General features: G+C 66.1%; 21 protein-coding genes and 2 pseudogenes. 12 read left to right on the forward strand and 11 right to left on the reverse strand.

Going from position 1 to position 26615, the window contains the following annotated elements:
* The first annotated feature begins 213 nt into the window (after window positions 1-213).
* The 3 genes from recC to recD are packed head-to-tail and all read left to right on the forward strand — an operon-like array spanning window position 214 to window position 9838.
* Window positions 214-3798 (forward strand): exodeoxyribonuclease V subunit gamma, encoded by a 3585-nt coding sequence (gene recC / locus AB3X98_RS34125; protein ID WP_368604749.1) that lies wholly within the window; start codon window positions 214-216, stop codon window positions 3796-3798.
* On the forward strand, window positions 3795-7631 hold the full coding sequence (gene recB / locus AB3X98_RS34130) for an exodeoxyribonuclease V subunit beta (RefSeq protein ID WP_368604750.1): 3837 nt from the start codon (window positions 3795-3797) through the stop codon (window positions 7629-7631). The genes recC and recB overlap by 4 nt, the downstream gene beginning before the upstream one ends.
* Window positions 7628-9838 (forward strand): exodeoxyribonuclease V subunit alpha, encoded by a 2211-nt coding sequence (recD, locus tag AB3X98_RS34135; protein WP_368604751.1) that lies wholly within the window; start codon window positions 7628-7630, stop codon window positions 9836-9838. The genes recB and recD overlap by 4 nt, the downstream gene beginning before the upstream one ends.
* A gap of 77 nt (window positions 9839-9915) precedes the next feature.
* Here recD and AB3X98_RS34140 read toward each other — a convergent pair whose 3' ends face one another.
* The 4 genes from AB3X98_RS34140 to AB3X98_RS34155 all read right to left on the reverse strand — a co-directional run bounded on the left by AB3X98_RS34140 (window position 9916) and on the right by AB3X98_RS34155 (window position 12759).
* The gene (locus AB3X98_RS34140; protein WP_069266029.1) at window positions 9916-10341 is read right to left on the reverse strand and encodes an organic hydroperoxide resistance protein; all 426 of its coding nucleotides are present in this window, start codon (window positions 10339-10341) and stop codon (window positions 9916-9918) included.
* Between the two features lie 279 nt (window positions 10342-10620).
* Window positions 10621-11187 carry a TetR/AcrR family transcriptional regulator gene (locus AB3X98_RS34145; protein WP_069266028.1) on the reverse strand — a complete coding sequence of 189 codons (567 nt, stop codon included), beginning with the start codon at window positions 11185-11187 and terminating at the stop codon, window positions 10621-10623.
* Between the two features lie 101 nt (window positions 11188-11288).
* Complete coding sequence (locus AB3X98_RS34150; protein WP_069266027.1) at window positions 11289-11924, reverse strand: LysE family translocator; 636 nt, start codon at window positions 11922-11924, stop codon at window positions 11289-11291.
* Between the two features lie 112 nt (window positions 11925-12036).
* Window positions 12037-12759, reverse strand: a complete 723-nt coding sequence (locus tag AB3X98_RS34155; RefSeq protein WP_368604752.1) for a CerR family C-terminal domain-containing protein — start codon at window positions 12757-12759, stop codon at window positions 12037-12039.
* Window positions 12760-12854: 95 nt separating this feature from the next.
* On the opposite strand from AB3X98_RS34155, the gene AB3X98_RS34160 reads away from it, so the two are divergent.
* Genes AB3X98_RS34160 through AB3X98_RS34170 form a run of 3 tightly spaced genes read left to right on the forward strand, consistent with a single transcriptional unit; the run spans window position 12855 to window position 17098 of the window.
* Window positions 12855-13991, forward strand: coding sequence for an HlyD family secretion protein (locus tag AB3X98_RS34160; RefSeq protein WP_368604753.1), 1137 nt, complete (start codon window positions 12855-12857; stop codon window positions 13989-13991).
* A complete protein-coding gene (locus AB3X98_RS34165; RefSeq protein ID WP_368604754.1) occupies window positions 13927-15573 on the forward strand; it encodes an MDR family MFS transporter in 1647 nt (548 codons plus the stop codon). Before AB3X98_RS34160 ends, AB3X98_RS34165 begins: the two co-directional genes overlap by 65 nt.
* A 16-nt stretch (window positions 15574-15589) precedes the next feature.
* Window positions 15590-17098 (forward strand): efflux transporter outer membrane subunit, encoded by a 1509-nt coding sequence (locus tag AB3X98_RS34170; protein WP_368604755.1) that lies wholly within the window; start codon window positions 15590-15592, stop codon window positions 17096-17098.
* Here the strand turns inward: AB3X98_RS34170 and AB3X98_RS34175 are convergent.
* Window positions 17095-17250: pseudogene (locus tag AB3X98_RS34175) on the reverse strand (DNA-binding transcriptional regulator KdgR); the annotation flags it as partial. The gene AB3X98_RS34170 and the pseudogene AB3X98_RS34175 sit on opposite strands and share 4 nt — an antisense overlap.
* On the opposite strand from AB3X98_RS34175, the pseudogene AB3X98_RS34180 reads away from it, so the two are divergent.
* Window positions 17251-17424 (forward strand): annotated as a pseudogene (locus tag AB3X98_RS34180) (2-keto-3-deoxygluconate permease); the annotation flags it as partial.
* Window positions 17425-17427: 3 nt separating this feature from the next.
* Here AB3X98_RS34180 and AB3X98_RS34185 read toward each other — a convergent pair.
* The gene (locus tag AB3X98_RS34185) at window positions 17428-17973 is read right to left on the reverse strand and encodes a cytochrome b (protein WP_069266022.1); all 546 of its coding nucleotides are present in this window, start codon (window positions 17971-17973) and stop codon (window positions 17428-17430) included.
* Window positions 17970-19028: a catalase family peroxidase gene (locus tag AB3X98_RS34190; protein WP_368604756.1), complete on the reverse strand. Its 1059-nt coding sequence runs from the start codon at window positions 19026-19028 to the stop codon at window positions 17970-17972. The genes AB3X98_RS34185 and AB3X98_RS34190 overlap by 4 nt, the downstream gene beginning before the upstream one ends.
* Window positions 19029-19251: 223 nt before the next feature.
* On the opposite strand from AB3X98_RS34190, the gene AB3X98_RS34195 reads away from it, so the two are divergent.
* Entirely contained in the window at window positions 19252-19650 is a 399-nt protein-coding gene (locus AB3X98_RS34195) for a GFA family protein (RefSeq protein WP_069266020.1), read from the forward strand.
* Window positions 19651-19683: 33 nt separating this feature from the next.
* Here the strand turns inward: AB3X98_RS34195 and AB3X98_RS34200 are convergent, their stop codons facing one another.
* From AB3X98_RS34200 to AB3X98_RS34215, 4 genes are all read right to left on the reverse strand, one after another.
* Window positions 19684-21126 carry an NAD-dependent succinate-semialdehyde dehydrogenase gene (locus tag AB3X98_RS34200; RefSeq protein ID WP_069266019.1) on the reverse strand — a complete coding sequence of 481 codons (1443 nt, stop codon included), beginning with the start codon at window positions 21124-21126 and terminating at the stop codon, window positions 19684-19686.
* A gap of 273 nt (window positions 21127-21399) precedes the next feature.
* The gene (locus AB3X98_RS34205; protein ID WP_368604757.1) at window positions 21400-23529 is read right to left on the reverse strand and encodes a phosphocholine-specific phospholipase C; all 2130 of its coding nucleotides are present in this window, start codon (window positions 23527-23529) and stop codon (window positions 21400-21402) included.
* Between the two features lie 78 nt (window positions 23530-23607).
* The gene (locus tag AB3X98_RS34210; RefSeq protein ID WP_368604758.1) at window positions 23608-24066 is read right to left on the reverse strand and encodes a hypothetical protein; all 459 of its coding nucleotides are present in this window, start codon (window positions 24064-24066) and stop codon (window positions 23608-23610) included.
* Between the two features lie 157 nt (window positions 24067-24223).
* Entirely contained in the window at window positions 24224-24571 is a 348-nt protein-coding gene (locus AB3X98_RS34215; protein ID WP_368604759.1) for a DUF1330 domain-containing protein, read from the reverse strand.
* Window positions 24572-24883: 312 nt separating this feature from the next.
* Here AB3X98_RS34215 and AB3X98_RS34220 point away from each other — a divergent pair, with 312 nt between their 5' ends.
* The 4 genes from AB3X98_RS34220 (at window position 24884) to AB3X98_RS34235 (ending at window position 26572) form a co-directional block, all read left to right on the forward strand.
* Entirely contained in the window at window positions 24884-25366 is a 483-nt protein-coding gene (locus AB3X98_RS34220) for a type VI secretion system tube protein TssD (RefSeq protein ID WP_133180138.1), read from the forward strand.
* 19 nt (window positions 25367-25385) lie between these two features.
* Entirely contained in the window at window positions 25386-25904 is a 519-nt protein-coding gene (locus AB3X98_RS34225) for a DUF2778 domain-containing protein (RefSeq protein WP_342950174.1), read from the forward strand.
* A complete protein-coding gene (locus AB3X98_RS34230; protein WP_368604760.1) occupies window positions 25885-26166 on the forward strand; it encodes a hypothetical protein in 282 nt (93 codons plus the stop codon). The genes AB3X98_RS34225 and AB3X98_RS34230 overlap by 20 nt, the downstream gene beginning before the upstream one ends.
* Before the next feature lie 187 nt (window positions 26167-26353).
* Window positions 26354-26572: a hypothetical protein gene (locus AB3X98_RS34235; RefSeq protein ID WP_028206128.1), complete on the forward strand. Its 219-nt coding sequence runs from the start codon at window positions 26354-26356 to the stop codon at window positions 26570-26572.
* The last annotated feature ends 43 nt before the right edge of the window (window positions 26573-26615 follow it).

The raw sequence follows: 26615 nt of genomic DNA on the forward strand, positions 1-26615 counted from the left end.
CCACGGCCTCGATTGTCGTAAACTGTCGCATCGCGCGGGCGCAAATGCCGCCCGCGCCATTCGTATCGGCAAGTAACGGCGCGTACCGGCATTTAGCGGTATGTACCGGCACTAAACACGAACAGGCGACATGGCCGCAATTCCTTTTCTCCGCTTCCCCGCCCCATCTGCACAACCCGCGCGTAACCTGTGTCAGGCGCGCCGGAGCCGCGCTTGAGCGCGCGCGAACTGCCCACCGGGCTGATGCTCGTTCACGGCAATCAGCCCGAGCGCATGCGCGACCTGATCGTGAGCTGGATCGGCCAGAACCCGATCGCGCCGCTCGAAAAGGAAATGTTCCTCGTGCAGAGCAACGGCATCGCGCAGTGGCTCAAGCTCGCGTTTGCCGCCGATCCCGAGGAGGGCGGCTGCGGGATCGCGGCGGCGTTCGAAATGTCGCTGCCGTCGCGCTTCCTGTGGCAGGTGTATCGCGCCGTGCTCGGCAACGACGCGGTGCCCGCGGTCTCGCCGTTCGACAAGTCGCGCCTCGTCTGGCGTCTCATGCGCATGCTGCCGGCGCTGCTCGACGAGCCGGGCTACGCGCCACTCAAGCGCTTCATGGCCAACGACGAAGATCAGCGCAAGTGCTTCCAGCTCGCGCAGCGCGTGGCGGATTTGCTCGACCAGTATCAGGTCTATCGCGCGGACTGGCTCGCTGCGTGGGCCGCGAACGAGGACGTGCTGATCGATGCGCGCAACGCGCGCACGCCGCTGCCCGAGGAGGCGCGCTGGCAGGCGGCGCTCTGGCGCGCGCTGCTCGCGGATGTGGGCGCGCAGGCGCAAGACGGCATCGGCCTGCGCGACACGGGGCGTGCCGCCGTGCACGAAGCGTTCATGGCGCGCGCGCAGTCGTGGCAGGCGGGCGACGCCCGGCCGAAAGGCCTGCCGCGCCGGCTGGTGGTGTTCGGCATTTCGAGCCTGGCACGCCAGTCGGTGGAAGTCCTCGCGGCGCTCGCGCGCTGGAGCCAGGTGCTGATGTGCGTGCATAACCCCTGCATGCACTACTGGGCCGACATCGTCGCCGATCAGGATCTGCTGCGCGCGCGCCACGCGCGCCAGCGCCGCCGCGCGGGTGCACCCGACCGGATCGATGAGGCGCAGTTGCATCTGCATTCGCAGCCGTTGCTCGCGGCCTGGGGCAAGCAGGGACGCGACTTCATCGGCCTGCTCGACGAATACGACAGCGACGAAGCGCGCGAGACTTACGCGCCGCATTTCACGCGCATTGGTCAGCGTATCGATCTGTTCGACGGCGAAGACGCGCTCACACTGCTCTCGCAGTTGCAGGACGACATTCGCGATCTGCGTCCGCTTGGCGAGACGCGCGAGCACTGGGAGCCTGTCGATGTGCAGGCGGACGAATCGATTCGCTTTCACGTTGCGCATAGCGCGCAGCGCGAAGTGGAGATCCTGCACGACCGCCTGCTCGCCGCATTTGCGGCAGACCCCACGCTGCGTCCGCGCGACGTAATCGTGATGGTGCCCGACATCGAAGTCTATGCGCCGCATATCCAGGCGGTGTTCGGCCTGCTCGACGGCAACGACCCGCGCAGCATTCCGTTCAGCGTGGCCGACCGCGCACAGCGCACGTTCGACCCGCTCATCGGCGCGCTGGAAATGCTGCTTTCGCTGCCGTACTCGCGCGTGACGGTGAGCGACGTGCTCGACCTGCTCGAAGTGCCGGCCGTGCGCGTGCGCTTTGGCATCGACGCCGAAGACGTGCCCACGCTGCGCAACTGGATCGACGGCGCGAATATCCGCTGGGGCCTGCATGCGGGCCAGCGTGCGAGCCTCGGGCTCCCCCAGGCCGACGAACTCAGCGCACCCAATAGCTGGGCGTTCGGTCTGCGGCGCATGCTGCTGGGCTACGCCGCGGGCGAGCGTGCGGGCGCCTGGCGCGGCATCGAACCGTACAGCGAAATCGGTGGGCTCGACGCCGCGTTGCTGGGCCCGCTCACGCGCCTCGTGGATGCGCTCGATCACGCGTGGCGCACGCTGCGCGAGCCGGCCACGGTGGAAGTGTGGTGCGAGCGTCTGCGTGCGTTGAAGGCGGCGTTTTTCGCGGCGCAGGACGAAGACGCCTACACGCTCGACCGCCTCGACGGCGCGCTCGAAACGTGGCGCGAGGCCTGTGATGAAGCCGCGCTCACGCAGAGCTTGCCGCTCGCCATCGTCGCGGAGAACTGGCTCGCGGCGCTCGAAGGCGGCGGCCTCTCGCAGCGCTTCTTCGCGGGCGCGGTGACCTTCGCCACGCTCATGCCGATGCGGGCGATTCCGTTCCGGCGCGTGTGCCTGCTCGGCATGAACGACGGCGACTATCCGCGCAGCCGCACGCCGCTCGACTTCGACCTCATGCGCCGCGACTATCGCCCCGGCGACCGCTCGCGCCGCGAAGACGACCGCTATTTGTTCCTCGAAGCGCTGCTTTCGGCGCGCGACCATCTGCATGTTTCGTGGATCGGGCGCAGCGTGACCGACAACACGCCGCGTCCGCCTTCGGTGCTGGTCGGACAGTTGCGCGATCATCTCAAGGCCGGCTGGCGGCTCGAAGGCGACGAAAACGACAACGGCGAAGCGCTGCTCGACGCGTTGACCATCGAGCATCGCCTGCAGCCGTTCAGCCCGGACTATTTTCCGCCGCGGCCGGAAGAGGCGACGCTGTACACGTATGCGCACGAGTGGGGCAAGCCCGCCCCGGTGCGGCCCGCGGCTGAAGCGAACGCCGAAGTCCTCGCGCCGACTGAACGCGACGAGCCGCTGTCGATTCGCGAGCTCGGCGAATTCCTGCGCGAGCCGGTTCGCAGCTTCTTCCGGCAGCGTCTGCGCGTGGCCTTCGAAAGCGAGGACGCGGCGAGCGAAAATCACGAGCCCTTCGAGGTGGACGCGTTGCAGGCGTGGCAGCTCCAGGGCGAGTTGATCCGCGCGCAGGTTCTGGCAATGGAACGCGGCGAAGACGATCTCGAACCGGCCGCGCTTGCGCGCCTCGAGCGCATGCATCGCAGCGGCGACCTCGCGACCGGCGGCTTTGGCGAGGTGATCGGCGAAGAACTGCTCGCGCCCATGCCCGAACTGTTCGCCGAATATCGCAAGGCGCTCGCGCGCTGGCCCGAGCCGCTCGAGCATCAATACGAAATCCGTCTCGATGCGACGCGGGAAGGCCGCATCGTCTCGCTCGACGACTGGCTCGACGATTTGCGCGCGGGCCCGGACGGCGCGCTCGGCCGCGTGATTCTGGAGCCGGGCACGCTCGTGAAGGACAGCCGCTATCGCAGCGACCGTCTCGTGCCTTATTGGGTCGCGCATGTGGCCGCGCAGATCGCGGCCGGGCCGGTGACCACGGTGATCGTGAGCAAGGTGGGCGTGGTGGAGTTCGCGCCGCTCGACGCGCAGGTTGCGCGCGACTATCTGGTGGCGCTGCTGGCCGCGTGGGACGACGGTGCGCGCCGGCCCTTGCCGCTCGCGGTGAAGACCGCGTTCGCATGGCTGCGCAAGCTGCCTGATCCATTCGACGGCACGCGCGCGATGGTGCCTGCCGAAGCGTGGGAAGCCGCACGCGCGGCCTACGAGGGCAATGCCCGCACGCCGGGCGAGCGCGAGACGAACGCGTATTTGCGCCGAGCCTTCCCCGATTTCGACGCGCTCGTTGCCCACGACGAGTTCATTACGCTCGCCACGACGCTGCTGCTGCCGGTGAGCCGCGCGCCGCTCGCGTCGTCGCGTGCGAAACGGGCCTCCAGCGAGGCAGGAGGGGCGGCATGAATCCGCTCGGGAACATGGACGCCCAAGTCCTGGAGCCGCTGCGCTTCCCGCTTTACGGCAGCCGCCTGATCGAAGCGAGCGCAGGCACGGGCAAGACCTTCACGATCGCCATGCTGTACGTGCGCCTCGTGCTGGGGCACGGCGCGCTCAACGCAGCAAGCGACGAAGCGGATTTCGATGACGAGGCGCGCACGTCAGGCCGCGCGCTCACGCCGCCCGAAATTCTCGTCGTGACCTTCACCGACGCGGCCACGAAGGAGCTGCGCGAGCGCATTCGCGCGCGCCTCATCGAAGCCGCCGAATGCTTCCGCGTCGAGCCTGAAGACGTGCCCGAGCGTGAGCCGGGAGAAGACCTGTTGCACGATCTGCGCGAGGACTACGCGCCGGAGCAGTGGCCCGCGTGCGCGCGCCGCCTGCAACTGGCGGCCGAATGGATGGACGAAGCCGCGGTCTCGACGATTCACGGCTGGTGCAATCGCATGCTCAGCGAGCACGCGTTCGACAGCGACAGCCTCTTTTCGCAGACGCTCGAAACCGACCAGACGGAATTGCGCGCCGAAGTCGTGCGCGACTACTGGCGCACCTTCATGGCGCCCCTCGACGCGGCGAGCGCCGCCGAAGTGAGGGCATGGTTCGCGAGTCCCGACGAATTGCACGACGCAATACGCGGGCTGCTCGCGCACGCCGATCTTTTGCCCGACGCATGCGACCCCGGCGCGGCACTGGCAGACGCCCGCCGGCGCGCACGCGACGAACTCGAAACGCTGAAGGCGCCGTGGCGCATCTGGATCGACGAAGTCGAGGCGTTGCTCAACGCGGCGCGCGCCGCGAAACAGTTCGACGCCAGAAAGCTCAATTCGAAGCACAGCGAAACATGGATCGGCAAGCTGCGCGACTGGGCCAACGATCCCGAATCCGCGCATCCCGGTTTCGACGACAAGGCGGCCGTGTGGACGCGCCTCACGCCCGCGGGCCTTGCCGAGATCTGGGTGAAGGGCGAGCCGCCCGGGCATGCGGCCTTCGTGGCGATGGAAAGCTTGCGCGAATCGCTGGCTGCGCCGCCCGCGGCGAAGCAAGACCTGCTGTGCCATGCGGCACGCTGGGTGGCGAAGCGCTTCGAGGAAGAAGAGGCGCGCCGCTCGCAAATGGGCTTCGACGATCTGCTCACGCGGCTGCGCGCGGCGCTGCAGCGCGAGAACGGCCCACGTCTCGCGGAAATCATCCGCAAGCAATATCCGGTCGCGCTGATCGACGAGTTTCAGGATACCGACCCGGTTCAGTATCAGATCTTCGATGCGGTCTATCGCATCGCCGAACACGACGCCGAAACGGCCATCGTCCTGATCGGCGACCCGAAGCAGGCGATCTACGCGTTTCGCGGCGCGGACATCTACACCTACCTGCGTGCGCGTCGTGCCTGCGAGGGGCGGCTCTACACGCTCAAGAAGAATTTCCGCTCGACGCGCGCGATGGTCGAGGCGGTGAATCGTTGCTTCGAGGCGGCGGAATCGCGGCCAGAGGGTAGCGGCGCGTTTTTGTTTCGCAGCCCTGATGGACGCGAAAACGCACTGCCGTTCGTGGCTGCCGATGCGCATGGACGCCCCGAGAGGCTGGTTGCCGCCGGCGCGGCGCTGCCCGCGCTCAACGTCTGGTGGATGCCGCCTGCCGCAGATGGCAAGCCGCTCAGCAAGGGCGCGTATCTCGCGGGCATGGCCGGCAGCTGCGCGACCGAGATGGTGCGCCTGCTCAATCTCGGCCAGGAGCAGGCAGCGGGTTTCTCGGGCGAGCGCGGCATGCGGCCGTTGCAGCCCGCGGACATGGCGGTGCTCGTCAACAACCGCAGCGAGGCGCAGGCGATACGCGAAGCGCTGGCCGCGCGTGGCGTGCGCAGCGTCTATCTGTCGGATCGCGACTCGGTGTACCAGACGCCGCAGGCCGAAGAACTGCGCTTCTGGCTCGCGGCCTGTGCCGAGCCCGACGACGGCCGCCTCGTGCGCACGGCGCTCGCCACCCCCACGCTCGGGCTCGCGTGGGCAGAACTCGACCGGCTCGGGCACGACGAGATCGCGTGGGAGTCGCGCGTGCTGCAGTTCCGCGAGTACCGCGAATGCTGGCGCAGGAAGGGCGTGCTGCCGATGTTGCGCCGCTTGTTCAACGACTTTCACGTGCCGCAGCGCCTGCTTGGCGAAACCGCTGGTGCCGGGCTCAATGGCGAGCGCGCGCTCACGAACCTGCTGCATCTCGCCGAACTGCTGCAACAGGCGAGCACGCAGCTCGATGGCGAGCACGCGCTGATCCGCTATCTCGACGAGCAGCGCGAAGACGAAAGCGCGGGCGGCGGAGGCGACGCGCGCCAGTTGCGTCTGGAAAGCGATGCGGGACTCGTGCAGGTGGTCACGATCCACAAGTCGAAGGGCCTGGAATATCCGCTCGTGTTTTTGCCGTTCGCGTGCGCGCACCGCGCCGTCAAACCCGACGACGTGCCGTTCAAGTGGCACGACGACGAAGGCGAATTGCGCGTCACGCTCGAGGCCGACGCGCGCGTGCTGCGTCAGGCCGATCGCGAGCGCCTCGGCGAGGACCTGCGCAAGCTCTACGTCGCGCTGACGCGCGCGCGTTACGCCACGTGGGTCGGCTATGGGCCGGTGCAGGGCGTCGAGGCGAGCGCGTTCGGGTATCTGCTTGGCGGCGGCGCGGCCATTCCTGCTCAGGAAACCGAAGCATGGCTCGACATGTTGCGCGGCCAGTGCACGGACATTGCCGTCGCGCCCGTTCCCGTAGCGCGCCGCGATCTGCTCGCGCTGCGCGACACCGGCGCCGTGCGCGGTAAGGCGCGCACGCTCGCGCATCGCGAGCGCGAACGCTGGTGGATCGCGAGCTATTCGAGCCTGAAGACGCTCGAAACGTCGATCGGTTCGGGCGTGCCCGTCGAAGCGGACGATGCGCGCGGCGCGCCCGACACGCGCAGCGAGGACGTGTTCCTCGAACTGCTCGACGCGAGCGTGCCGCCTGAAGACGACGATGCATTCGCAAGCGCCGGCCAGACGCTCGTCGCACCCGCGCTTGCGCCGATGCACGGGTTCGAACGCGGCGCGGACGCGGGCACGTTTCTGCACGAACTGATGGAATGGGCCGCCAACGAAGGCTTCGCCGAAATCGCGCAGGACGAAGCGCGCGTGCGCGACATGGTCGCGCGGCGCTGCAGCGTGCGCGGCTGGTCGCAGTGGATCGAGACGCTCACGGCGTGGATGCTCGAACTCGTGCGCACGCCGCTGCGTCTGCCGGACATCGACGGCGAGAGCGTGGCGCCCGTGGCGCTCGCGGCGTTCGAACCCGGCGCGTATATGGCCGAACTGGAGTTCTGGGTCACGGCGCATGCCGTCGATACGCTCGCAATCGACGCGCTCGTCACCGAATTCACGCTGGACGGCGAAGCGCGCCCCGCGCTCGACGCCGCGACGCTCAACGGCATGCTCAAGGGCTTCGTGGATCTCGTGTTCGAACACGAAGGCCGCTATTACGTGGCCGACTACAAGTCAAACTGGCTCGGCCCCGACGATGCGTCCTACACGCCCGCGAAAATGCGCGCGCAGATCCTGCATTCGCGATACGAACTGCAATACGTGCTCTATCTGTTCGCGCTGCATCGGCTGCTCAAGTCGCGCCTGCCCGATTACGACTACGACCGCCACGTGGGCGGCGCCGTGTATCTGTTCCTGCGCGGCGGCCGCGCCCCGGGACAGGGGCTGCATTGCGAACGGCCGCCACGCGAGCTGATCGAACGACTCGACGCGCTCTTCGCGCGTCGCAACACGCTGGAGGATGTGGCATGACGAGGCGCCGCACGAAAGGGCAGGACGGCTTCACCGGCGATCTGTTCGAGCATCTGGAGATGCCGGACGCCGCGCCGGAACCGAGGCCCGGCGCCGCGCGCGAAACGGCCGGGCAAATGCTCGGCGTGCTCGACAATTGGGTCGAGCGCGGCTGGCTCCGCACGCTCGATGCCGCCTTCGCACGCTTTTTGTGGACGGAAGCGCCGCACAGTCCGCCGTTGCTGCTGCTGGCGGCCGCGCTTGCGAGCCATCAGCTTGGGCGTGGTCATGTGTGTCTCGACCTGAAGGCCACGCTGGAAGATCCGGCGTTCGCGTTGTCCCTTCCTCCAGATGGGCCGCAAATGCTGGCTGCAGTGCCGGCGCAGCCGCCTGCCGAAGTGCTCGCCGGCGTGACACTCGCGCAATGGCGCGCGGCGCTCGCGTTGCCCGATCTCGTGAGCGAGGAGACACCGATTGCCGACGTGGCACAAGGCAATGCGCCGCTCGTGCTGGCGGGCACACGGCTTTATTTGCGGCGCTACTGGCAATACGAGCAGGACGTGCGCGAGGGCATCGAGCGCCGGCTCACACGCGCGGCACAGCTCGAAGCCGCGTTGCCGCTCGACATCGCACGCGCGGCGCTCGATGCGCTGTTTGCGCCACGCGCCGGTCAAGTTGCGCGCGCCGCCGACTGGCAGAAGCTCGCCTGCGCGCTCGCCGCGCGCAGCGCGTTCAGCATCGTCACGGGCGGGCCGGGCACGGGCAAGACGACGACGGTGGTGAGATTGTTGGCACTCCTGCAGACACTCGCGCTCGGCCGTGCAGGGCAGGGAGCGCATGCCGCGCGGCCCTTGCGCATTCGGCTTGCCGCGCCCACCGGCAAGGCCGCGGCGCGTTTGAACGAATCGATTGCAGGCGCGGTCGAGCGGCTGCCGTTCGATGCGCTGCAGGCGCATGTCGACGCCGTGGCGCTGCGCAACGCGATTCCAACCGTCGTGACGACGCTGCATCGCGTGCTCGGCACGCGGCCCGGCAGCCGGCGCTTCAGGCACGACGCCGCGAATCCGCTGCCCGTGGACGTGCTCGTGATCGACGAGGCCTCGATGGTCGACCTCGAAATGATGGCCGCCGTGCTCGACGCGCTGCCGCCCTCCGCGCGGCTCATCCTGCTTGGCGACAAGGACCAGCTCGCTTCGGTCGAGGCCGGGGCGGTGCTGGGCGAGTTGTGCGACCGCGCGCGCGAAGGGCACTACACGCAGGCGTCGCGGGCGTGGCTCGAAGCGGCCACGGGCGAGCGCATCGACGCGGCCATGCTCGACGCGCACGGCCTGCCGCTCGACCAGGCCATCGCGATGCTGCGCGAGAGCCATCGTTTCGCATCGGAGAGCGGCATCGGCGCGCTGGCCGAACTCGTCAATCTGGGCGATGCAGTGGGAGTCGCGAAGATCTGGTCGCGCGGTTACGAGGATCTGGCACGCCTCGTGTGTCCCGCAGACGATGATGGCCCGTTGCGCTCGCTGATCGTCGATGGCCGCGTGGGCAAACACAGCGCCGCCCACACGCAGCGCCAGGGCTACCGCCACTACCTCGAAACGATGCGCACGACCCGGCCCGAGCCCGGCGCGACGCCCGAGGCGCTTGCCGGCTGGGCCGCTGGCGTGCTCAAGGCGCACGGCGCGTTTCAGCTGCTGTGCGCGCTGCGGCGCGGTCCGTGGGGCGTCGAAGGCCTGAACCGGCGCGTCGCGCGTCTGCTGCACGAAGAAGGGCTCATCGATCCGCACGGCGACTGGTACGCGGGCCGGCCCGTGCTCGTCATGCACAACGACTACGAGCTTGGGCTCATGAACGGCGATATCGGCATCGCGCTGGAGCTGCCCGTTGCGGCGGGGGAGCCGCCCGTGTTGCGCGTGGCCTTCCCGGCCGGCGACGGCTCGGGCGGCGTGAAGTGGGTCTCGCCGAGCCGGTTACAGGGCGTGGAGACGGTGTTCGCGCTCACCGTCCACAAATCGCAGGGCTCGGAGTTCACCCACGCCGCGCTCGTGCTGCCCGACACATACAGCCCCATTCTCACGCGCGAACTCGTCTACACCGGCATTACGCGTGCGCGCTCGTTTCTCACGCTCGCGGTGCCCGAGGGCCGCTCCGTGCTCGATCGCGCCGTGCTCGCCAAAGTGCACCGCGCCAGCGGCCTCATGGCGGGACTCGCGCGCGACGCTCAGGCTGCGTGAACCTGCGTGAGCGGCCGGCACATAGGCCGAGGGCCGCTTTTGGCGGCCCTCGGCGCGTGCTGCATGCGGCTCGCGGCTTAGACGATCGTGAGCGTCACGTCGATGTTGCCGCGCGTGGCGTTCGAGTACGGGCACACGATATGGGCCTTGTCGACGAGCGCCTGGGCGGCCGCGCGATCCATGCCGGGCAGCGAAATCTTCAGTTCGACTTCGATGCCGAAGCCATTCGGAATCTGGCCGATGCCGACATTGCCGGTGATCGAGACATCGGCGGGCAGGGCAATCTTGTCGCGCGCCGAGACGAACTTCATTGCGCCGATGAAGCATGCGCTGTAGCCCGCGGCGAACAGCTGCTCGGGGTTCGTGCCGTCGCCGCCCGCGCCGCCGAGTTCGCGCGGCGTAGTGAGCTTGAGGTCCAGGTTGCTGGCGGGAATGACGGCACGGCCGTCGCGGCCGCCGGTGACGTTGGCTTCGGCGCGGTAGAGAACTTTTTCGATCGACATGACAGGCTCCTTTGAGCAAAGACGGTTCGTTGAAGGTACGGCGGAGTACGGCATTCAATTTACTGATGCAAGGCGACAGCCATGTGCACCAGGGTCCAGCAGAAGAGCGGCGCTTGCGAATTTCCGGTCGTCAGTTTTTGTATTCTATCTATTGCCAGATAGATTTCCGGCCGTCGAAACACGTTCATGATGCTCCTCTTTCTAGCTATCTATCAGAAGATAGAATTCGCGGCCCGATAAAAGGGCGCTGAGCCGCCCCGTGTTTCAGGCCAGAGTACGTTACTGAGCCACGCGCCACATGGCTTCGACATCTTCGAGGCGCGACTTCGTATGGAACAACCGGCTCGCCAGGACGCTGCCCTGCAAGGCCGCGAACAACGTACGGGCCGAGCTTTCCGGCTTGCCCCGCACGACCAGCGTGCCTTCTTTCGCGCCTTGAGCCAGCACCTCGGCCAGCCAGCTTTCGTTGGCGCGGAAGAACGCCTGCACCGCGTGACGCACAGTTTCCGGCAGCGATTCGATGTCGGCGGCCAGCATGCCGCACAGACAGATCTGGTTGCCGTCGCCCAGCGTCTTGCCGAAGAGCCGCGTGTACGTAGCGAGCTTTTCGCGCGCCGGCAGCGCCGCGTCGATCGACTGCAATCCCGCCATGACTTCGCCGCTGTACTGGCTCACCGCTTCGAGCACCAGGTCGTCTTTCGACGGGAAGTAATAGTGGATGCTCGACGTTTTCACGCCCACCAGCTCTGACAGGTCGCGGTAGCTGAACCCGTTGTAGCCGCGCAGCATCATGAGGGTGATGGCGTGGTCGAGAACCTGCTCCCGCACTGTCAGCTTCGTGTTCATGGGCTCCAATTTATCTACTGGAAGATAGATTGTCAAGCGCCTCCCGAAATAAATTCCAGTGGGCCGGGCGCGACCTTGTGGCCGCGTCCGGCGGGGCGGCGTCAGATCCCGCGATGCCCGGCGCTGAAAATGAGGCGCAGGCCCAAGGCCCCGATCGCGCCGGCCGCAACGCGGTCGATCCAGCTCTTGGCGCGCAGATAGAGATCGCGCGGACGCTGGCTCGAAAAGCACAGCGCGACGACCGTGTACCAGCCGGTTTCGATCGCGAAGACGAGCGGTGGCAACGCGAAGTAGCACCACAGCGGCGGGTTATGCGGCAGCAGCGCGACGAAGATGCCGCCGTAGGCAATGGCCGTTTTCGGGTTGCTGAGCTGGGTGGTGAGGCCGCTCCAGTACGACTTGCCGGGGCGCTCGCCGGGTGCGGCCGTCCTGCTCACCGTGACGGGCGAGCCCGCGCCGCGCCAGATGCGCGAAGCGATATAGAGCAGATAGGCGCCGCCTGCGATCTTGAGCGCGGCGTACAGCCAGGCCACGGTGGCAAGCAGGGTGTAGAGCCCGGCGAGTGCGATGCCCGCGAAGCAGATCGCACCCGTGCCCATGCCGAGCGCGGTGGCGACGCCGTCGCGGCGCGAGAGACCGATCGAGTTGCGCGCGACGAGCACGAAGCTCGGCCCGGGGCTCATGGCCCCGATCAGGACAGCGAGGAGAATGCTGGCAACGGCGGCGAGGGGAGACATGCTGGCGGCTCCATGCGGGTGGGAAATTCGAACGCTAACACGCGCGCAGATGCGCCGCGGGGATTCCTCACTGGCGCCGGGGGATCGTGCCGGCCGCCCGAATAGTGCTTAGTTATCTTGAGCGATTGGGCTTGTCGCGCTCGCGATTCCAGTGGCGCAGCAGCACGCGCGTTTGTTCCGCGATGCTGTCTTTCAGAAAATCGGCCTTCGCCCTGTCGATGTCGTCCCAGCCGAGCATCGAGAGCGTGGAGCGGCGGGCGATGAAGAAAAGCAGAAACTGCCCATACAGGCTGAACATGCGCACCACGGTGAGCGGATCGTGGGCCGGCATGCCGGTAATGCGTTCGAGCAGTTCCACGTTGATGGTGTTCAGCGGCGAGCGCACGCGCTCACGCAGGATTTCCGAGCCGATCTCCGGTTCGCCGCCGCCCTGTTCGCGCGCGAAGAAGAGACGCTGGTCCGGCCCGTGCTGCTTGACGAAGGAACGGTCGGCCACGGCCGACTGGATGTCGATGAAGGCGTCGATCAGCGCTTCGACGTCCGCGTTGTGCTCGAGCGCTTCGCGTGCACGCAGCACGGCCGGCGCGAACGATTGCCACGATTCGTCGGCGATCGACTCCGCGCAGGCGCGATAGAGGCCTTCCTTGTTCTCGAAGTAATACTGCAGCGCCGGCGCGTTCACGCCCGCGCGCGCGGCGATGTCGCGCGTGGAGGCGCCGTCGAAGCCGTGCTGCCCGAACAGGCTGATGGCCGCCTCGATGATCTTGCGACGTGTCTCGTCGCCACGCGCATAGCCTCCGTCGGGCGAGCGTCGCAGTTTCTTACCTTCGCTCATGCATTTCCTTTCGTATCCCTGCGAAATATAACACTTGACACAATTTTTCCAGGTGGAATAATTTTGCCGACTGGAATAAATTGAGAATCAACAACATGTCTACGACTGCAGGCGCGCCCGGACGCGACGTGCCGGACGCCACCGCTGCACCTGCGCGCAGCGGCGCGAAACGAACCCTTCTGATCCTGCTGGGACTGGCGGCGCTCATCGCCGCTGCGGTGTGGCTGGGCCACTGGTGGGTCGTCGGGCGCTTCATCGAATCCACTGACGACGCCTATCTGCAGGCCGACAGCGTGACGATCGCCCCGAAGGTGAGCGGCTATGTGACGGACGTCTACGTGGCCGACAACCAGGCCGTGAAAATGGGCGACCCGCTCGTGAAGCTCGACGCGCGCCAGTATCAGGTGGCGCTCGACCAGGCGCAGGCCACCGTCGATGCGCGCACAGCGGACATCGAGCATGCGCAGGCGCAGATCGAGCAGCAGCGGGCGAACGTCGCTCAGGCACAGGCGCAGCAGGAAGTCGCCCAGGTGAGCCTGCGCCACGCGAACGACGAAGTGGCGCGCTACGCGCCGCTCGCGGCCACGGGGGCAGAAACGACCGAACGGCTTGCCGAACTGAAGAGCGAACGCGACAAGGCGCAGGCCACGCTCGCCGCCGACGCAGCCGCCGTCACGTCCGCACGCTCGCAGATCTCGGCGCTGAACGCGCAGCTCTCGCAGGCGCGCGCGCAGCTCGAGGCGGCGCGTGCGAACGCCGCGCAGTCGCAACTCGACCTCGACAATACCGTGGTGAAGAGCGCACTGGCGGGCCGCGTGGGCGACCGGACCGTCCGTGTGGGCCAGTACGTGCAGCCGGGCACGCGCATGCTGACCGTCGTGCCGGTGCAACGCACCTACCTCACGGCGAACTTCAAGGAAACGCAGATCGGCCGCATGCGCGCGGGCCAGCCCGTGGAGCTGCATGTCGACGCGCTGCCTGGCCACACGCTGCACGGCGTGGTGGACAGCTTCTCGCCGGGTACCGGCGCGCAGTTCGCGCTCTTGCCGCCCGAGAACGCCACCGGCAACTTCACGAAGATCGTGCAGCGCGTGCCGGTGCGCATCCGCCTCGATACCGGGCCCGAAACGCGCAGCGTGCTGCTGCCGGGCATGTCGGTGACCGTCGATGTCGACACGCGCTCCGCGCGTGAGGACGACCGCCGTATCGACCAAGAGAACCACCGTGGCTAATACGGCTCGCGCAGCGGTGCCGCATCCGCACGGCGAGCGCGCGAGCGCGGCCGACTGGATCGCCGTCGCGGCGGGTGCGCTGGGCGCATTGATGGCCACGCTCGACATTTCCATCACGAACTCGGCGCTGCCGCAGATCCAGGGGCAGATTGGCGCGACCGGCACCGAGGGTACGTGGATCTCCACGGGCTATCTGATGTCCGAGATCGTGATGATTCCGCTCGCCGCGTGGCTCACGCGGGTGTTCGGACTGCGAAATTTCCTGCTCGCGAACTCGGCGCTCTTCATCGCCTTTTCGATGATGTGCGGCTGGTCGACTACGCTCGGCATGATGATCGCCGGGCGTATCGGCCAAGGCTTCACGGGCGGCGCGATGATTCCGACCGGGCAGACCATCATCCGCACGCGCCTGCCGCTTTCGCAACTGCCCGTGGGCATGACGGTGTTCGGCCTGATCGTGCTGCTCGGCCCGCTGCTCGGGCCCGTGGTGGGCGGCTGGCTGGCGGAGAACATCAGCTGGAGCTGGTGCTTCTTCATCAATTTGCCGGTGTGTCTCGCACTCATCACGCTGCTTATCGTCGGCCTCGAGCCCGACCGGCCGCACTGGGAAGCCTTTCTCAAGGCGGACTGGCTCGGCATTGCCGGACTGGCAGTGGGCCTGAGTTCGCTGACCGTCGTGCTCGAGGAAGGCCAGCGCGAACGCTGGTTCGAGTCGAGCTTCATCGTCACGCTCACGTGGGTCTCGCTCGCGGGCATGGTGCTCATCGCGCTTTCGCAGTTCACCGCGAAAAAGCCGATTCTGCGTCTGTCGCTCATGCGCAATCCGCGCTATGCGAGCGTCATCATCATCGTGTTTGCAGTCGGCGCCGGGCTTTACGGTATTTCGTATCTGCTGCCGCAGTTTCTGAGCCTCGTCGCCGGCTACAACGCGCAGCAGTCCGGCGCGATCATGCTGCTTTCGGGGCTGCCCGCTTTCCTCGTGATGCCGATTCTGCCGCGCTTGCTAGCCAAGGTGGACTTTCGCATCCTGGTGGTGTCCGGGCTGCTGCTCTTCACGTTGAGTTGCATGCTCGACATTTCGCTCACGGCGCAGAGCGTCGGTCACGATTTCGTCTGGTCGCAGCTCGTACGCGGCGTCGCGCAAATGCTCGCGATGATGCCGCTGAACCAGGCGTCGATGGCGGCGGTGTCGCGCGAAGATTCCGGCGACGCGGCCGGCCTCTACAACATGGCGCGCAATCTGGGCGGCTCGGTGGGTCTTGCGATCATCGGCACGCTCATCGACCGGCGCGAGACGTTCTATACCGCCGTGCTGCGCGAATCGCTCAGCGCCAATTCGGTCATCGGCCAGGAGCGCGTGGCCGCGAGCGCGGCCAACTGGTTCACGCAGACGGGCGACATGGCGCATTCGCAAATGCAGGCGCTCGGCCAGATCGCGGCGCAGATCACGCAGCAATCGATGGTCATCACGTACTCCGAAACATTCTGGGTGCTCGGCATCGCGCTGGCGGCGTGCGTGCCGCTCGCGCTCCTGCTCAAGAAGCCGCAGCCTGGCGCACAAACGCCGTCTGGCGGCCACTGAAGATTATCACTGACTCATGACGGCAACCCGTTACTCCCGAATCTCCTACGCCGCGCTGAGCGCGTTCGCGGCCGCCTGCTCGCTGGCCGCCTGCACCGTCGGCCCCGACTATCACGGCGCACCGGCCGTCGCGCCGGAAGCGGCGAACGCCGCTTCGTTCCTGCGCACGCCCGCGCAAGGCGTGACGCCCGCGCGTGCACCGAGCCAATGGTGGCTTGCGCTGAACGACCCGCAACTGAACACGCTGATCGAAGCGGCGCTTGCCCACAATCCCGATGTGCGCGCGGCGCAGGCGCGTCTGCGCGCCTCGCGCGCGCAGCTGCAGCAGCAACGCGCCGCCGAATTGCCGAAGGTCGGCGCGAGCGCGGCGGCGATCCGCATGCGTGAGCCCAACCTGGGCGCCTTGACGTCGTCGAGCAGCAGCTCGGGTCAGGGCGGCTCTTCGGGCGGCGGCCCGATCACGTTCTACACGGCGGGGTTCGATGCCTCGTGGGAAATCGACCTGTTCGGCGGCACGCGCCGCGCAGTGGAAGCAGCGAGCGACGAGGCCGATGCCGTGGACGCCGATCTTGCGGATACCCAGGTATCGCTCGCGGCCGAAGTCGCGCAGGCCTATATCGACCTGCGCGACGAGCAGCAGCGCCTGACCATCGCGCAGCGCACGGCGCAACTGCAGCAGGAGATGCTCACGCTCACCGAGCAGCGCCGCGCGGGCGGTACGGCGGCCGAGGTGGACGTGGAGCGGCTCACCACCCAGGTGGAGAACACGCGCTCCACGATTACGCCGCTCGCGGCGCAAGTGGAAATATCGCTGGATCAACTGGCCGTGCTCACCGGCAAGGCGCCCGGCGCGCTGGATGCGGAACTGGCGACGGCGCAGCCGCTGCCCACGCTGCCCGCCAGCGTGCCCGTGAGCGATCCCACCACGATGCTCGCGCAGCGTCCCGATATTCGCGCGGCGGAGCGCCGCCTCGCCTCGAGCAACGCGCAGATCGGCGAGCACGTGGCGGATTTTCTGCCCAAGCTCACGCTGTTCGGCGACCTCGGCTTTACGGCCGCGGAGCCGGGGCACCTGTTCCGCAAGAGCAATTTCAGCTGGGTTGGGGCGCCGTATCTGCAGTGGAACGTGTTCGACTTCGGGCGCACGCTGGGCGCGGTGCACGGCGCGCAAGCTTCGCGCGACGAAGCCGAAGCGCATTACGAGAAGGCCGTCCTCGCGGCGTTGCAGGACGCCAACGCGTCGCTCTCGCGCTATGGCTATCAGCGCGAGCATCTGGTGACTTTGCAGAAGGTGCAGGTTTCTGCCGAGCGTTCGGCGACGCTCATGCGCCAGCGCTACCGCGCGGGGGCGTCGAGCCTCGTCGACCTGCTCGACACGCAGCGCACGGAATTCGCCGCGCAGCAGAACGTGGTGTCGGGCCAGGCCGATTTGCTCAAGGACTTCGTGTCGCTGCAGAAGAGCCTCGGTCTCGGCTGGCAGACCACTGCGGCAGCCACGGTCGCGACAGCCGCCCCTCCGGGCTAACCGGGTTCGGCAGGCGCATGCTCGTGCACGGCCGGCTCACGATAGCCGAGCCGCGCCGAGATCGCCGCGCCCGCGCGCTCGAGCAGGGCGAGGTCGTGCGCTTTCGTATCCGCGCCGCAGCGCATGGTCGGAAACGAGATCGAGAGGCCGGCGTTGCGGGCGGCAACGGTGCGGCGGGCCTCGCGGCATCGTCAACGGCGGGCGCGGCGGTGGCGAATCCGGCCATCATCGGCGAGATGATTCCGCGTTTCGAACCGCTCGTGCCGGCGGCGACGGCGATGGTCGCCACCGCCTGCCTCGTGACCGCGATCCTCGTGCCGATGCTCGCGTCAGCTGCGTGCCTCGCCGCGTGCCATGCTGGCGAGTACGCCGTCACGGCGAATGAGCGCGTGAAAGAGCGCGGCGCCCAGATGCAGCAGCACAGTCGCGTAGAGCGCCATCGCAAGCCATGTATGCGCGGCGCGCAGCCATGCATAGAGCGTGACGTTATGCGGCACGATGGGCGGCAGGTGCACGCCGCCGAACATCACGATGGGATAGCCGCCCGCGGATAGCATCGACCAGCCGATCAGCGGCATGGCGATCATCAGCGCATAGAGGACGAGATGCGAGGCGTGCGCGCCGAGGCGCTGCCAGACGGGCAGATCGGCCGGCAGGGGCGGTACGCCGCGCGTGAGCCGCACGGCCAGGCGCAGCAGCACGAGCGCGAGCAGCGCGATGCCCAGCGGCCGGTGGAGCGCGATCAAGGTGTCATGCAGCCTCGAGACGGTCGAGACCATCCCTACGCCGACGAACAGCATCGTAACGATCAGGACTGCCATCGACCAGTGAAGCAGGCGCTGGAGTGCGCTGAAGTGTTGGCCCGGTTGTTTCATGGCTGCGCGTCTCCATGCGTTTGCGTGAGGTTGGCCTCTTCACGCGTGCGTCGATTGAACGAAACGGCATACGCTGCCGAACGGGCGGCGAGCAAGGGGTCGTCCGAAGGCTTCAGGCCGTTGGGCAGGATGGTCGGATCGTAGTTCACGTCGCGGCACATGCCGTTGGCTTGCGGCTCGGCGCGCTGCAAGACCAGCGTGCCGGCGTCGATCTGCTGGCGGTCCGCGGGCCATGTTAGCGTGGCGTCGTTCGTGGGGTCGCCCGGTGCGGCGACCGTGAGCACCAGATGCCAGCGTAGCGGTCCTCCGGCGAAACGCGTGGAGAAGTCGCCGGCGAGGAAGTTCGGATCGGCTTTTTCTGCCGCGGTTTGCGGTGCATAAGCCACTTCGGGCACGGTCTGCCAGCGCACGGCGTGCTGGTTGCCCGCGGCATCGGTCGCGATGAACGCGTTGACGCTGTAGAACGCCGTATTCGCGAAACTGGAGGAGGGCGGGTGCGCCTTGAGCCACTGGCGGAACGGCAGCGTTTCCGGGTTCGCCTGGAAGAAGGCGTCGAGCTTCGCGGGATCGGGCTTGCCCGTCGCCGGGTCCGGCTTCGAGGCGACTAGCTGGCTATAGAACTGCTTCGGGGTGCGAACGACGAAGATGGGCACGGAATTCATGCCGGTGCGCCACTGCTCGCCGTCCTGCAGCTGGAACAGTAACGCCATGCTGCGCACGGGCGTGCTCGCGTCCGGCGCGCCGGGGTTGCTGCCGGGAATGGCGAAGCGTCCGATCACGGGTGTGCGTCCTGGCGCGAACACCGCTGCTCGCGAGACCTGCGCGCCGTTGCCGTTGCTTTCGAACCAGCCTTCCACGCAAAGCCCCTTGGCGTGGTTGCGCCGATAGCCCGTGTGGATGCCGTAGTTCGACTCGAACGTATTGATGATATGTGGCGCGGTGATGCGCTTCGGCGTGAGCCAGCCGGCCGTCCATGCAAATGCCGCGCCAGCGCAACCCACCACCACCGCAATGGCCGCGAGCCGGCACGGCACGCAGATCGAGGCGCGGTTCACGGGCGGGCTCCGGTGCGCATGCGCCGCAACGCATGCGAAAGCGAAATGTGTGCGAATGTATGCATGATGGATCCAGTCGATGGCCCGAGGGTCGTTACTGGCGTCAACAACACGTCGCCGCGGTTTATTCCATGCGCGACGCGAATTCGTGCAACCATGCCCGGGCGGTCGTGGTTACCGTGCCGAAAGCGTTGAGCAGGCGTGGTGTGCGAAGGAGAGAGCGATGCTGACTGGCGGCTGTTCATGCGGCAAGGTCCGCTACCAGATTTCGGCTGCGCCGGTCGGCAGCACGGTATGCCATTGCGCGGATTGCCGGCGTGCAACAGGTGCGCCGTTCGTCGGCTGGCTCAGCGTGCCGTGGAGTGCGTTCCGGCTCGTTGCGGGCGCAACGAAAACGCATGCGTCGAGTCCGGGTGTCGAGCGCGCGTTCTGCGCCGATTGTGGCACGCCGCTCACGTACCGGCACGCGGCGTTCGTGGGCGAGATCGACATCGCGACCGGCACGCTCGATCGTCCCGACGACGCGCCGCCCGACAATCACAGCTGGACCTCGCAAAAGCTGGCCTGGGTGCAGCTCGCGGACGGCTTGCCGCAATATCCGCGTGCGCTTCCCGGACCGTAAGCGGAAAGCGCGCGCGTCTTTAGCGTGCAGCGATCAACGATGCTCGGTCACGAACTTCGTGACGAGATAGGCTTCCATCGCTTCGCTCCCGCCTTCAGAGCCGTAACCCGAATCCTTCACGCCGCCGAACGGCGTTTCCGGCAGGGCGAGGCCGTGGTGGTTGATCGACAGCATGCCGGTTTCCACGTCGTCGGAGAGAGCGGCCGAAGTCGCGCTCGAACGCGTGTAGGCATACGCGGCGAGGCCATACGGCAGCCGGTTCGCTTCGACGATCGCATCCTTGTAGCTCGAGAAACGCGAGATCGGCGCGATCGGGCCGAACGGCTCTTCGTTCATGATGCGCGCGGAAAGCGGCACGTCGGTGAGCACGGTCGGCGCGAAGAAGTAGCCTTCGCGGCCCACGCGTTCGCCGCCCGTCAGCACCTTCGCGCCCTGTTCGCGCGCGTCGGCGACGAGGCGCTCCATGGCGGCGAGGCGGCGGTCGTTCGCGAGCGGGCCCATTTGCACGCCGTCTTCGAGACCGTTGCCCACCTTGATCGCGCGCGTCGTCGCGACGAAATGCTCGACGAACTCGTCGTACGCGGCGTCCTCCACCATGAAGCGCGTGGGCGAGATGCACACCTGGCCCGCGTTGCGGAACTTGGCGCTCGCGAGCAGCTTGGCGGCGCGCGGCACGTCGGCGTCGGCGAACACGATGGCGGGGGCGTGGCCGCCCAGCTCCATCGTGGCGCGCTTCATATGCTCGCCGGCCTTCGAGGCGAGCAGCTTGCCCACCGGCGTCGAGCCCGTGAACGAGATCTTGCGGATCGCCGGATGCGCGATCAGGTACGACGACACTTCCGCGGGCACGCCGAACACGAGGTTCAGCACGCCTGCGGGCAGGCCCGCGTCGGTGAACACCTTCACGAGTTCGGCGCAGCTGGCCGGCGTTTCTTCCGGTCCCTTGAGCACGACGGTACAGCCCGAGGCGAGCGCGGCCGACACCTTGCGCACGGCCTGATTGAGCGGGAAGTTCCAGGGCGTGAACGCGGCGACCGGACCCACCGGCTCGCGCGTGACGATCTGGCGAACGGCGTCAGTACGCGAGGGAATCACGCGGCCATAGGTGCGGCGGCCTTCTTCGGCGAACCAGTCGATCGTGTCGCCGCCTGCGAGCGTTTCGAGCTTCGCTTCGCCAAACGGCTTGCCCTGCTCGCGCGTCATGATCGCGGCGATGTCGTCTGCGCGATCGCGCAGCAATTGCGCGGCGCGGCGCATGAGCTTGCTGCGCTCGAGCGGCGAGACCTTGCGCCATTCGCGGAAGGCGCGCTCGGCCGCGCTGGCCGCATCCGAAAGATCCTGTTCGCTTGCGAGGCTCAGGCGGCCGATTTCCGCTTCGGTCGCGGGGTCGATCACGGCAATCGTCTTCGCGCCGGCGCGCCATGCGCCGTCGATGTAGATCTGGGTGTCGGGATAGGGCTTCACGCTGGAACTCATGATGGGACGATCCTTGTCAACGGTTCAACGACAGGCGCCCGCCTGCGCGCACGGCATTGCGCGCGGCGGGCGCCGGAAAATGCGGAGCGCCCATTGTGCCACTGCTTCGCCGAGGCTGCAGGGCGTGCCATTGTGAAGGGTGCGTTGGCCCCTTTTACCCACACTTTGAGACGGAGTGCATCCGCTGCGCGAGGGCAAAAAAAACGGCGCCTGAAGGCGCCGCAACCAGAGAAACAGAAAAGCAATCGTCAGACCTTCGTTCTGTGCTGGGCTTCAGCTCAGCTTCGTGACCGGCGCAACGGCCGCCGGATCGCTGATGCTCGGCCGGCCGTTCTCGATGTGTCCGGCGAAGCGCCAGGCAAACGTCGCGTCGTCGCGGCTCGTGACCGTGAGGTCGTACCAGTGATGGCTCGAGGCAAGAACCCAGACTTCGTCGATTTGCGCGCCGGCCGGCACGACGACGTTGCGCTCGTGCGCGCCATAGGCGTTGTCGGTCACGTTCAGGTGCGCGACGCTGCTGCCCGCGTTCGAGAACCTGAGGAAGAGGTTGCCGTTGGCCACGTCGTAGTGCGCCGTCACGGCAGGCGCCGGTGCGCGGCCCGACTTGCCCGGACCCGATTGCGCGGCCGTACCCGCAAAGCGGCGCAAGAAGCCGTTCGGGCCATGCACCTCGAACGCATAGACGCCGTTCGTCACGGTGAGGTCCCACGTGTCGTCGAGCGACTTGCCCGCTTCGACCGTATAGCGCCACGGGCCGTCACTGCGGTTCGTGCCGTACACGTAGAAGTGCGCGCCCTGGCGGCCCTTGTTCGCGAACGTGATCGACAGCGTGTTGTTCTGCGCTTCGGCCTTCCCGTTCACATGAAGCTCGTAGGGCAGCGCACGCGCGTAGCGCACGCCGGGCTCCTGCGCGTCGATCGGCAGCGGCGTGGCCGGCACCGTGGGCGCCGAGTTGGCCGAGCACTGCTTGTCGGCGAGCGCCATGTAGTTGCTCGTGTCGGGCAGCGCGGGCATCGTGGCGTCGGGCGTGCGGAAGTCGAAGCACGTGGCGAGGTCGCCGCACACCGCGCGGCGCCACGCCGTGATGTTGGGCTCCTGCACACCGAAACGCGCCTCGATGAAGCGGATCACCGACGTGTGGTCGAATACCTGCGAGCAGACGAAGCCGCCCTTGGTCCACGGCGAGACGACCGTCATCGGCACGCGCGGTCCGAGACCATAGGGCAGGCCGTCGGCAGTGTACTTGCCGCCGCGCAGCGGGTTGACCACGTTGTGGATCTCGCCGTCCACGCTCACCGTCGACTTGCCCTGCGCGGACGTCGTGGGCGGCTGCGGCGGCACGATGTGATCGAAGAAGCCGTCGTTCTCGTCATACATGATGAAGAGCACGGTCTTGCTCCACACATCGGGATTCGAAGTCAGCGCTTCGATGATCTGCGAAGTGTATTCGGCGCCATAGGCCGGGGTGTACTTCGGATGCTCCGAAAAGGCCGCGGGGGGCAGCAGCCATGAGACTTGCGGCAAATTGTTCTGGAGTACGTCGTTTTTCAGGTCGGCGATGGTGCGCACCGTTTGCGCGCGCTGGTAAAGCGCCGAGCCGGGTTGCGCGTTGATGAAGTTCGCGAAATTCTGCAGGATGTTCGTGCCGTAGTTGCCGTTCAGCGGGTCGCTGCCGTTCGTGCCCTGCTGGTAGATCTGCCAGGAGATGCCGGCGGCCTGCAGGCGCTCGGGGTAGGTCGTCCACGAAAGCAATTGGTACGTGGGCGGCACGTCGCCGTCCACGAAGTCGTTGTTGTCGAGTAGCGGGCCGCCCATCGTGCCGGTCGGATCGACCATGCCGGTCATGAGATACGAGCGGTTCGGGTGCGTCGGGCCAGGCAGCGAGCAGAAGTAGTTGTCGCACACCGTGAAGGCGTCGGCCAGCGCGTAGTGGAACGGAATGTCCGCGCGAAGGTAATAACCCATCGTCATGTCGGTCTTGTACTGCGGCCACTGGTTGTACAGACCGTTGTTGATTGCGTACTGCGTCGGGTACCACGAGTGGTCGAGGTCGCCCACGCATTGCGCGCTCGTCTTGAACGTGTCGAGGTGGAACGGCAGCACGGGCTTCGTGGCGTCTTCTTTCGACGGCTGGTACCACACCGGCAGGCCGCCCGGCAGCGCAATGGGCAGGCGGTCGTTATAGCCGCGTACGCCGCGCATATGGCCGAAGTAGTGGTCGAACGAACGGTTCTCCTGCATGAACACGACGATGTGCTCGACATCGCGGATCGTGCCCGTGCGCGAATTGGCCGGAATGGCCAGCGCATTGCGGATCGATTCGGGAAGAACGGTCATCGCTGCGGCGGCGGCGCCCGATTGCGCGACGGTCTGCAGGAAACGGCGACGGCTGTTTGACGTCATTGTTGCTCACCTTTCTGCTTGGGGTTGGAGTGTCGTGCCCGACGGCGTACTCGCACAAGGGCACGCAGGTGCAATGCTTCAATGGCTGGATGTTGCGGGACTGCTGGAATCGTTGCCGTTGCTGGCCTGGGTCTGCGCGCTGTCTCCCGGCGCGTAGCTCAAGACCGGCGTGACCTGGTCGCTGTCGGCGGCGAGGCTGGCCTGTGCGCCTTGCACGGGGTCGCTCGCGTTGTTCGTGGCGGTGGCCGCGTTCGCGCCGTAAGCGGGTATGGCGCTCGGGTTCGCCGAAGTGTCGGTCGAGGCGTTCGCCGACGCATTCGCCGCCGTGTTCGTGTCGGTCGGCAGCGGCGATATGCGCGCACTATTCGCCAATGGCGATTGCGTTGCGGCGCTCTGACTTTCCGATGGATCAGCCGTCGACGAAGCTGCCGACGAGCCGTCGCCCGGGCCGCATGCATCGAGCATGATGGTTGCGAGTACAACGATCGCCGCGGTCGACAGGGTCGTCGACACGCGGTTGGGAAGGCGTATTCTCATGTGCGCATCCGTTCTGTGGGGATGGGTCGCGCACAGTTTCGCCGTCGATGAAGAAAGAATTGTGAAATGCACGAAAACGTTTGCACACGATGAATTTTCTTTGCAAACGTGCCGTGCGATAACCAATCGCTGCCGATCGCCAGTTAACGAAATCCTTTCACTTTGCAGAGCCGGTTTCGTGAGCGGGACGCAGCACGTCGGTCGCGCGATGCGGCATCTCGACTTGATCGATCAGGAACACTTCGCCGCGCGAGTGCTCCGCGCGCAGCGGCAGGATCGCCTGATAGGCGCTCGAGCGATACCACGCGCGCGCGATCTCGCGGTTCGCGAATTCGATCATGATGAGGTCGCCGGAAAACTTGCCCTCGAGCCGCTCCACGCGTCCTCCGTGAATGATGAAGCGGCCGCCGAAAGGGGCGAGCGTGGCGTCGATCTTCTCCAGATATTCGACGATGGCGGGGCAAGGTTCGACGTCGCGCAGATGGGCAATGGCGTAGGCGGTCATGGCAGGTCTCGTGAGCGTGAAAGGGTGGGGCCACGCTTGCGAGAATAGGGCGCGCCGGGCAGGGAATCGATTACCTGGGAGGTAAAGACCGCGGGAGCGGCGGCCCTTCCTCTCGATTAAGCCTCTCTCGAAAGGCTTTTTCTTGACCTGTATCGGGCTAAGGCACTATTTACCCAATTCCCATTGCACCTTCATTGCGCAGGAGAGATCCCTCGGGTAGAAGTGTGGGTTCATCGTTCTAATCGCGCATGGCTGTTCAAATGGCCCCGTTGTGGCGCGAGGCTCATTCGCTTTTCGAGGGAGTATTTCGATATGCCAATTCCTGCTCATTTATGGCTTAAAGATGATGGTGGCGCCGATATCAGGGGCTCGTCGACGGTCGAAAGTCGTGAAGGGAGTATCGAAATCATCAGCTTCAGTCACGGAGTCAACCTTCCCGTGGACAGCATCGCCGGAAAAGTTACCGGTGCGCGCACGCATGCGCCGATGGTGATAGAGAAGGAATTTGATGCCTCGAGCCCTTATCTTTATAAAGCAGTATCAAGAGGGCAAACGCTGAAATCAGCGGAAATAAAGTGGTATCGCATCAATGACGCCGGAAAGGAAGAGGTGTATTTCATCATGCTCCTGGAGGGTGTGAAAATCACTGGTGTCAATCCCGGTATGGTTAATATCAAGCTGGCACAAGCATCGGCGCTGAATCACGTTGAATGTGTTTCCATGATGTACGATCGCATCACGTGGCACTACACGGATGGAAACATAAAACACACCGACGCATGGACTGAGCGCTGATTATTGGGAGAAGCGTCAAATGGCCCTGCAAGGAAAATTCTTCGTGAACAACGCGCCTTTCTCACCTTTGGCGATTTGCGGAGTCGGAACGTTTAGTGCGTTCTCGGGTAACGGTATATATCGCAACCAGGGAGGGTGTACAGCAATTCCGGACAACGGTCCGATCCCTTCCGGTCGATACTGGATAGTGGACCGACCTAAAGGTGGTATCGGGTCGCAGGCCTGGACCTGGACGAAAGACGCGTGGAATACCGTCACTGGTATCCCTTCCCATCATTCGGAGTGGTTCGCGCTCTACCGCGACGACGGAAAGATTGACGATTTCACGTGGGTTAAAGGCGTAGAGCGCGGACACTTCCGCTTGCATCCGGCTGGAGGCCGCGGTATCTCGTTAGGCTGCATCACCTTGCCGAGTTATGCCGATTTCGCGAGGATCCGGCAGGCTCTGTTGCACACGCCTGCCGTCTCGGCTCGTGACTCGGGACTTCGCGCGTATGGAACCATCGAGGTAATAGCATATGGCGACACTTGCCCGTAGGCTCGCTAAAGCGACATTGTTCGTCGGATTGTTTTTGCTTTCCGTTCGCTACGTCCATACGTATCCGCTGCGGATGCCTGAGAGCCAGCTTTCCATGTGGCTATCTGTTTCAAACCGCATGGGTATCCGGGATCCGGACGATCTCTACATTCCAGTGATGCTAATTGCAGAACTCGTCGTTACGGTTTTTCTATATGCGACGATCGTCAAATTCTGGCGCTACTACTGGACAAAGCGCCGGGGCATGACGGCCCGAGGCTAACCGTAATGCCGTCGGAGTGCGATGTTGGTGAGCGGAGCGTCGAGCGCTGTGATCTGCTCAGGTTCGAGCGGCGCTGTCCATGCAAATGCCTATTGTGGCGCGGGTCAATCGCCTGGCATCTCTGAGAGTAAAATACCCACCATCCGCACTCCGGATCGAGACGCTTTCGTTTTCCGCCACCGCCGCCATGAACCCGTCACCCGAGAATAAACCTGCGCGCAAGCAGCCGCCCACGTGGCTGCTGAACACCCTCACTGCGCTCGTGGGCGTGCTTACGCTCGCGCTGGGTATCGGCTGGATCGTCTACAAATGGGTCGTCGATCTGGAGATTCCGTACTTCGCCATTCCGCTCGTCATGTGCGTGCCGGTGATCGCCGCCGTGGCGTTCCGCAACATCTGGGATTGAGGCGCGCGAGCGCCTCCCTCATCCCCCGAAATCCCGCGAATTT

This window comes from Paraburkholderia sp. BR14312 (genome assembly GCF_040948675.1).
GTDB lineage: Bacteria > Pseudomonadota > Gammaproteobacteria > Burkholderiales > Burkholderiaceae > Paraburkholderia > Paraburkholderia nodosa_A.

Excerpts from the sequence above, each read along its gene's own strand:
- recB (WP_368604750.1), top strand. The coding sequence starts at position 3,795 with ATGAATCCGCTCGGGAACATGGACGCCCAAGTCCTGGAGCCGCTGCGC.
- recD (WP_368604751.1), top strand. The coding sequence starts at position 7,628 with ATGACGAGGCGCCGCACGAAAGGGCAGGACGGCTTCACCGGCGATCTG.
- AB3X98_RS34140 (WP_069266029.1), bottom strand. The coding sequence starts at position 10,341 with ATGTCGATCGAAAAAGTTCTCTACCGCGCCGAAGCCAACGTCACCGGC.
- AB3X98_RS34145 (WP_069266028.1), bottom strand. The coding sequence starts at position 11,187 with ATGAACACGAAGCTGACAGTGCGGGAGCAGGTTCTCGACCACGCCATC.
- AB3X98_RS34150 (WP_069266027.1), bottom strand. The coding sequence starts at position 11,924 with ATGTCTCCCCTCGCCGCCGTTGCCAGCATTCTCCTCGCTGTCCTGATC.
- AB3X98_RS34155 (WP_368604752.1), bottom strand. The coding sequence starts at position 12,759 with ATGAGCGAAGGTAAGAAACTGCGACGCTCGCCCGACGGAGGCTATGCG.
- AB3X98_RS34160 (WP_368604753.1), top strand. The coding sequence starts at position 12,855 with ATGTCTACGACTGCAGGCGCGCCCGGACGCGACGTGCCGGACGCCACC.
- AB3X98_RS34165 (WP_368604754.1), top strand. The coding sequence starts at position 13,927 with ATGTCGACACGCGCTCCGCGCGTGAGGACGACCGCCGTATCGACCAAG.
- AB3X98_RS34170 (WP_368604755.1), top strand. The coding sequence starts at position 15,590 with ATGACGGCAACCCGTTACTCCCGAATCTCCTACGCCGCGCTGAGCGCG.
- AB3X98_RS34185 (WP_069266022.1), bottom strand. The coding sequence starts at position 17,973 with ATGAAACAACCGGGCCAACACTTCAGCGCACTCCAGCGCCTGCTTCAC.
- AB3X98_RS34195 (WP_069266020.1), top strand. The coding sequence starts at position 19,252 with ATGCTGACTGGCGGCTGTTCATGCGGCAAGGTCCGCTACCAGATTTCG.
- AB3X98_RS34200 (WP_069266019.1), bottom strand. The coding sequence starts at position 21,126 with ATGAGTTCCAGCGTGAAGCCCTATCCCGACACCCAGATCTACATCGAC.
- AB3X98_RS34205 (WP_368604757.1), bottom strand. The coding sequence starts at position 23,529 with ATGACGTCAAACAGCCGTCGCCGTTTCCTGCAGACCGTCGCGCAATCG.
- AB3X98_RS34210 (WP_368604758.1), bottom strand. The coding sequence starts at position 24,066 with ATGAGAATACGCCTTCCCAACCGCGTGTCGACGACCCTGTCGACCGCG.
- AB3X98_RS34215 (WP_368604759.1), bottom strand. The coding sequence starts at position 24,571 with ATGACCGCCTACGCCATTGCCCATCTGCGCGACGTCGAACCTTGCCCC.
- AB3X98_RS34220 (WP_133180138.1), top strand. The coding sequence starts at position 24,884 with ATGCCAATTCCTGCTCATTTATGGCTTAAAGATGATGGTGGCGCCGAT.
- AB3X98_RS34225 (WP_342950174.1), top strand. The coding sequence starts at position 25,386 with ATGGCCCTGCAAGGAAAATTCTTCGTGAACAACGCGCCTTTCTCACCT.
- AB3X98_RS34230 (WP_368604760.1), top strand. The coding sequence starts at position 25,885 with ATGGCGACACTTGCCCGTAGGCTCGCTAAAGCGACATTGTTCGTCGGA.
- AB3X98_RS34235 (WP_028206128.1), top strand. The coding sequence starts at position 26,354 with ATGAACCCGTCACCCGAGAATAAACCTGCGCGCAAGCAGCCGCCCACG.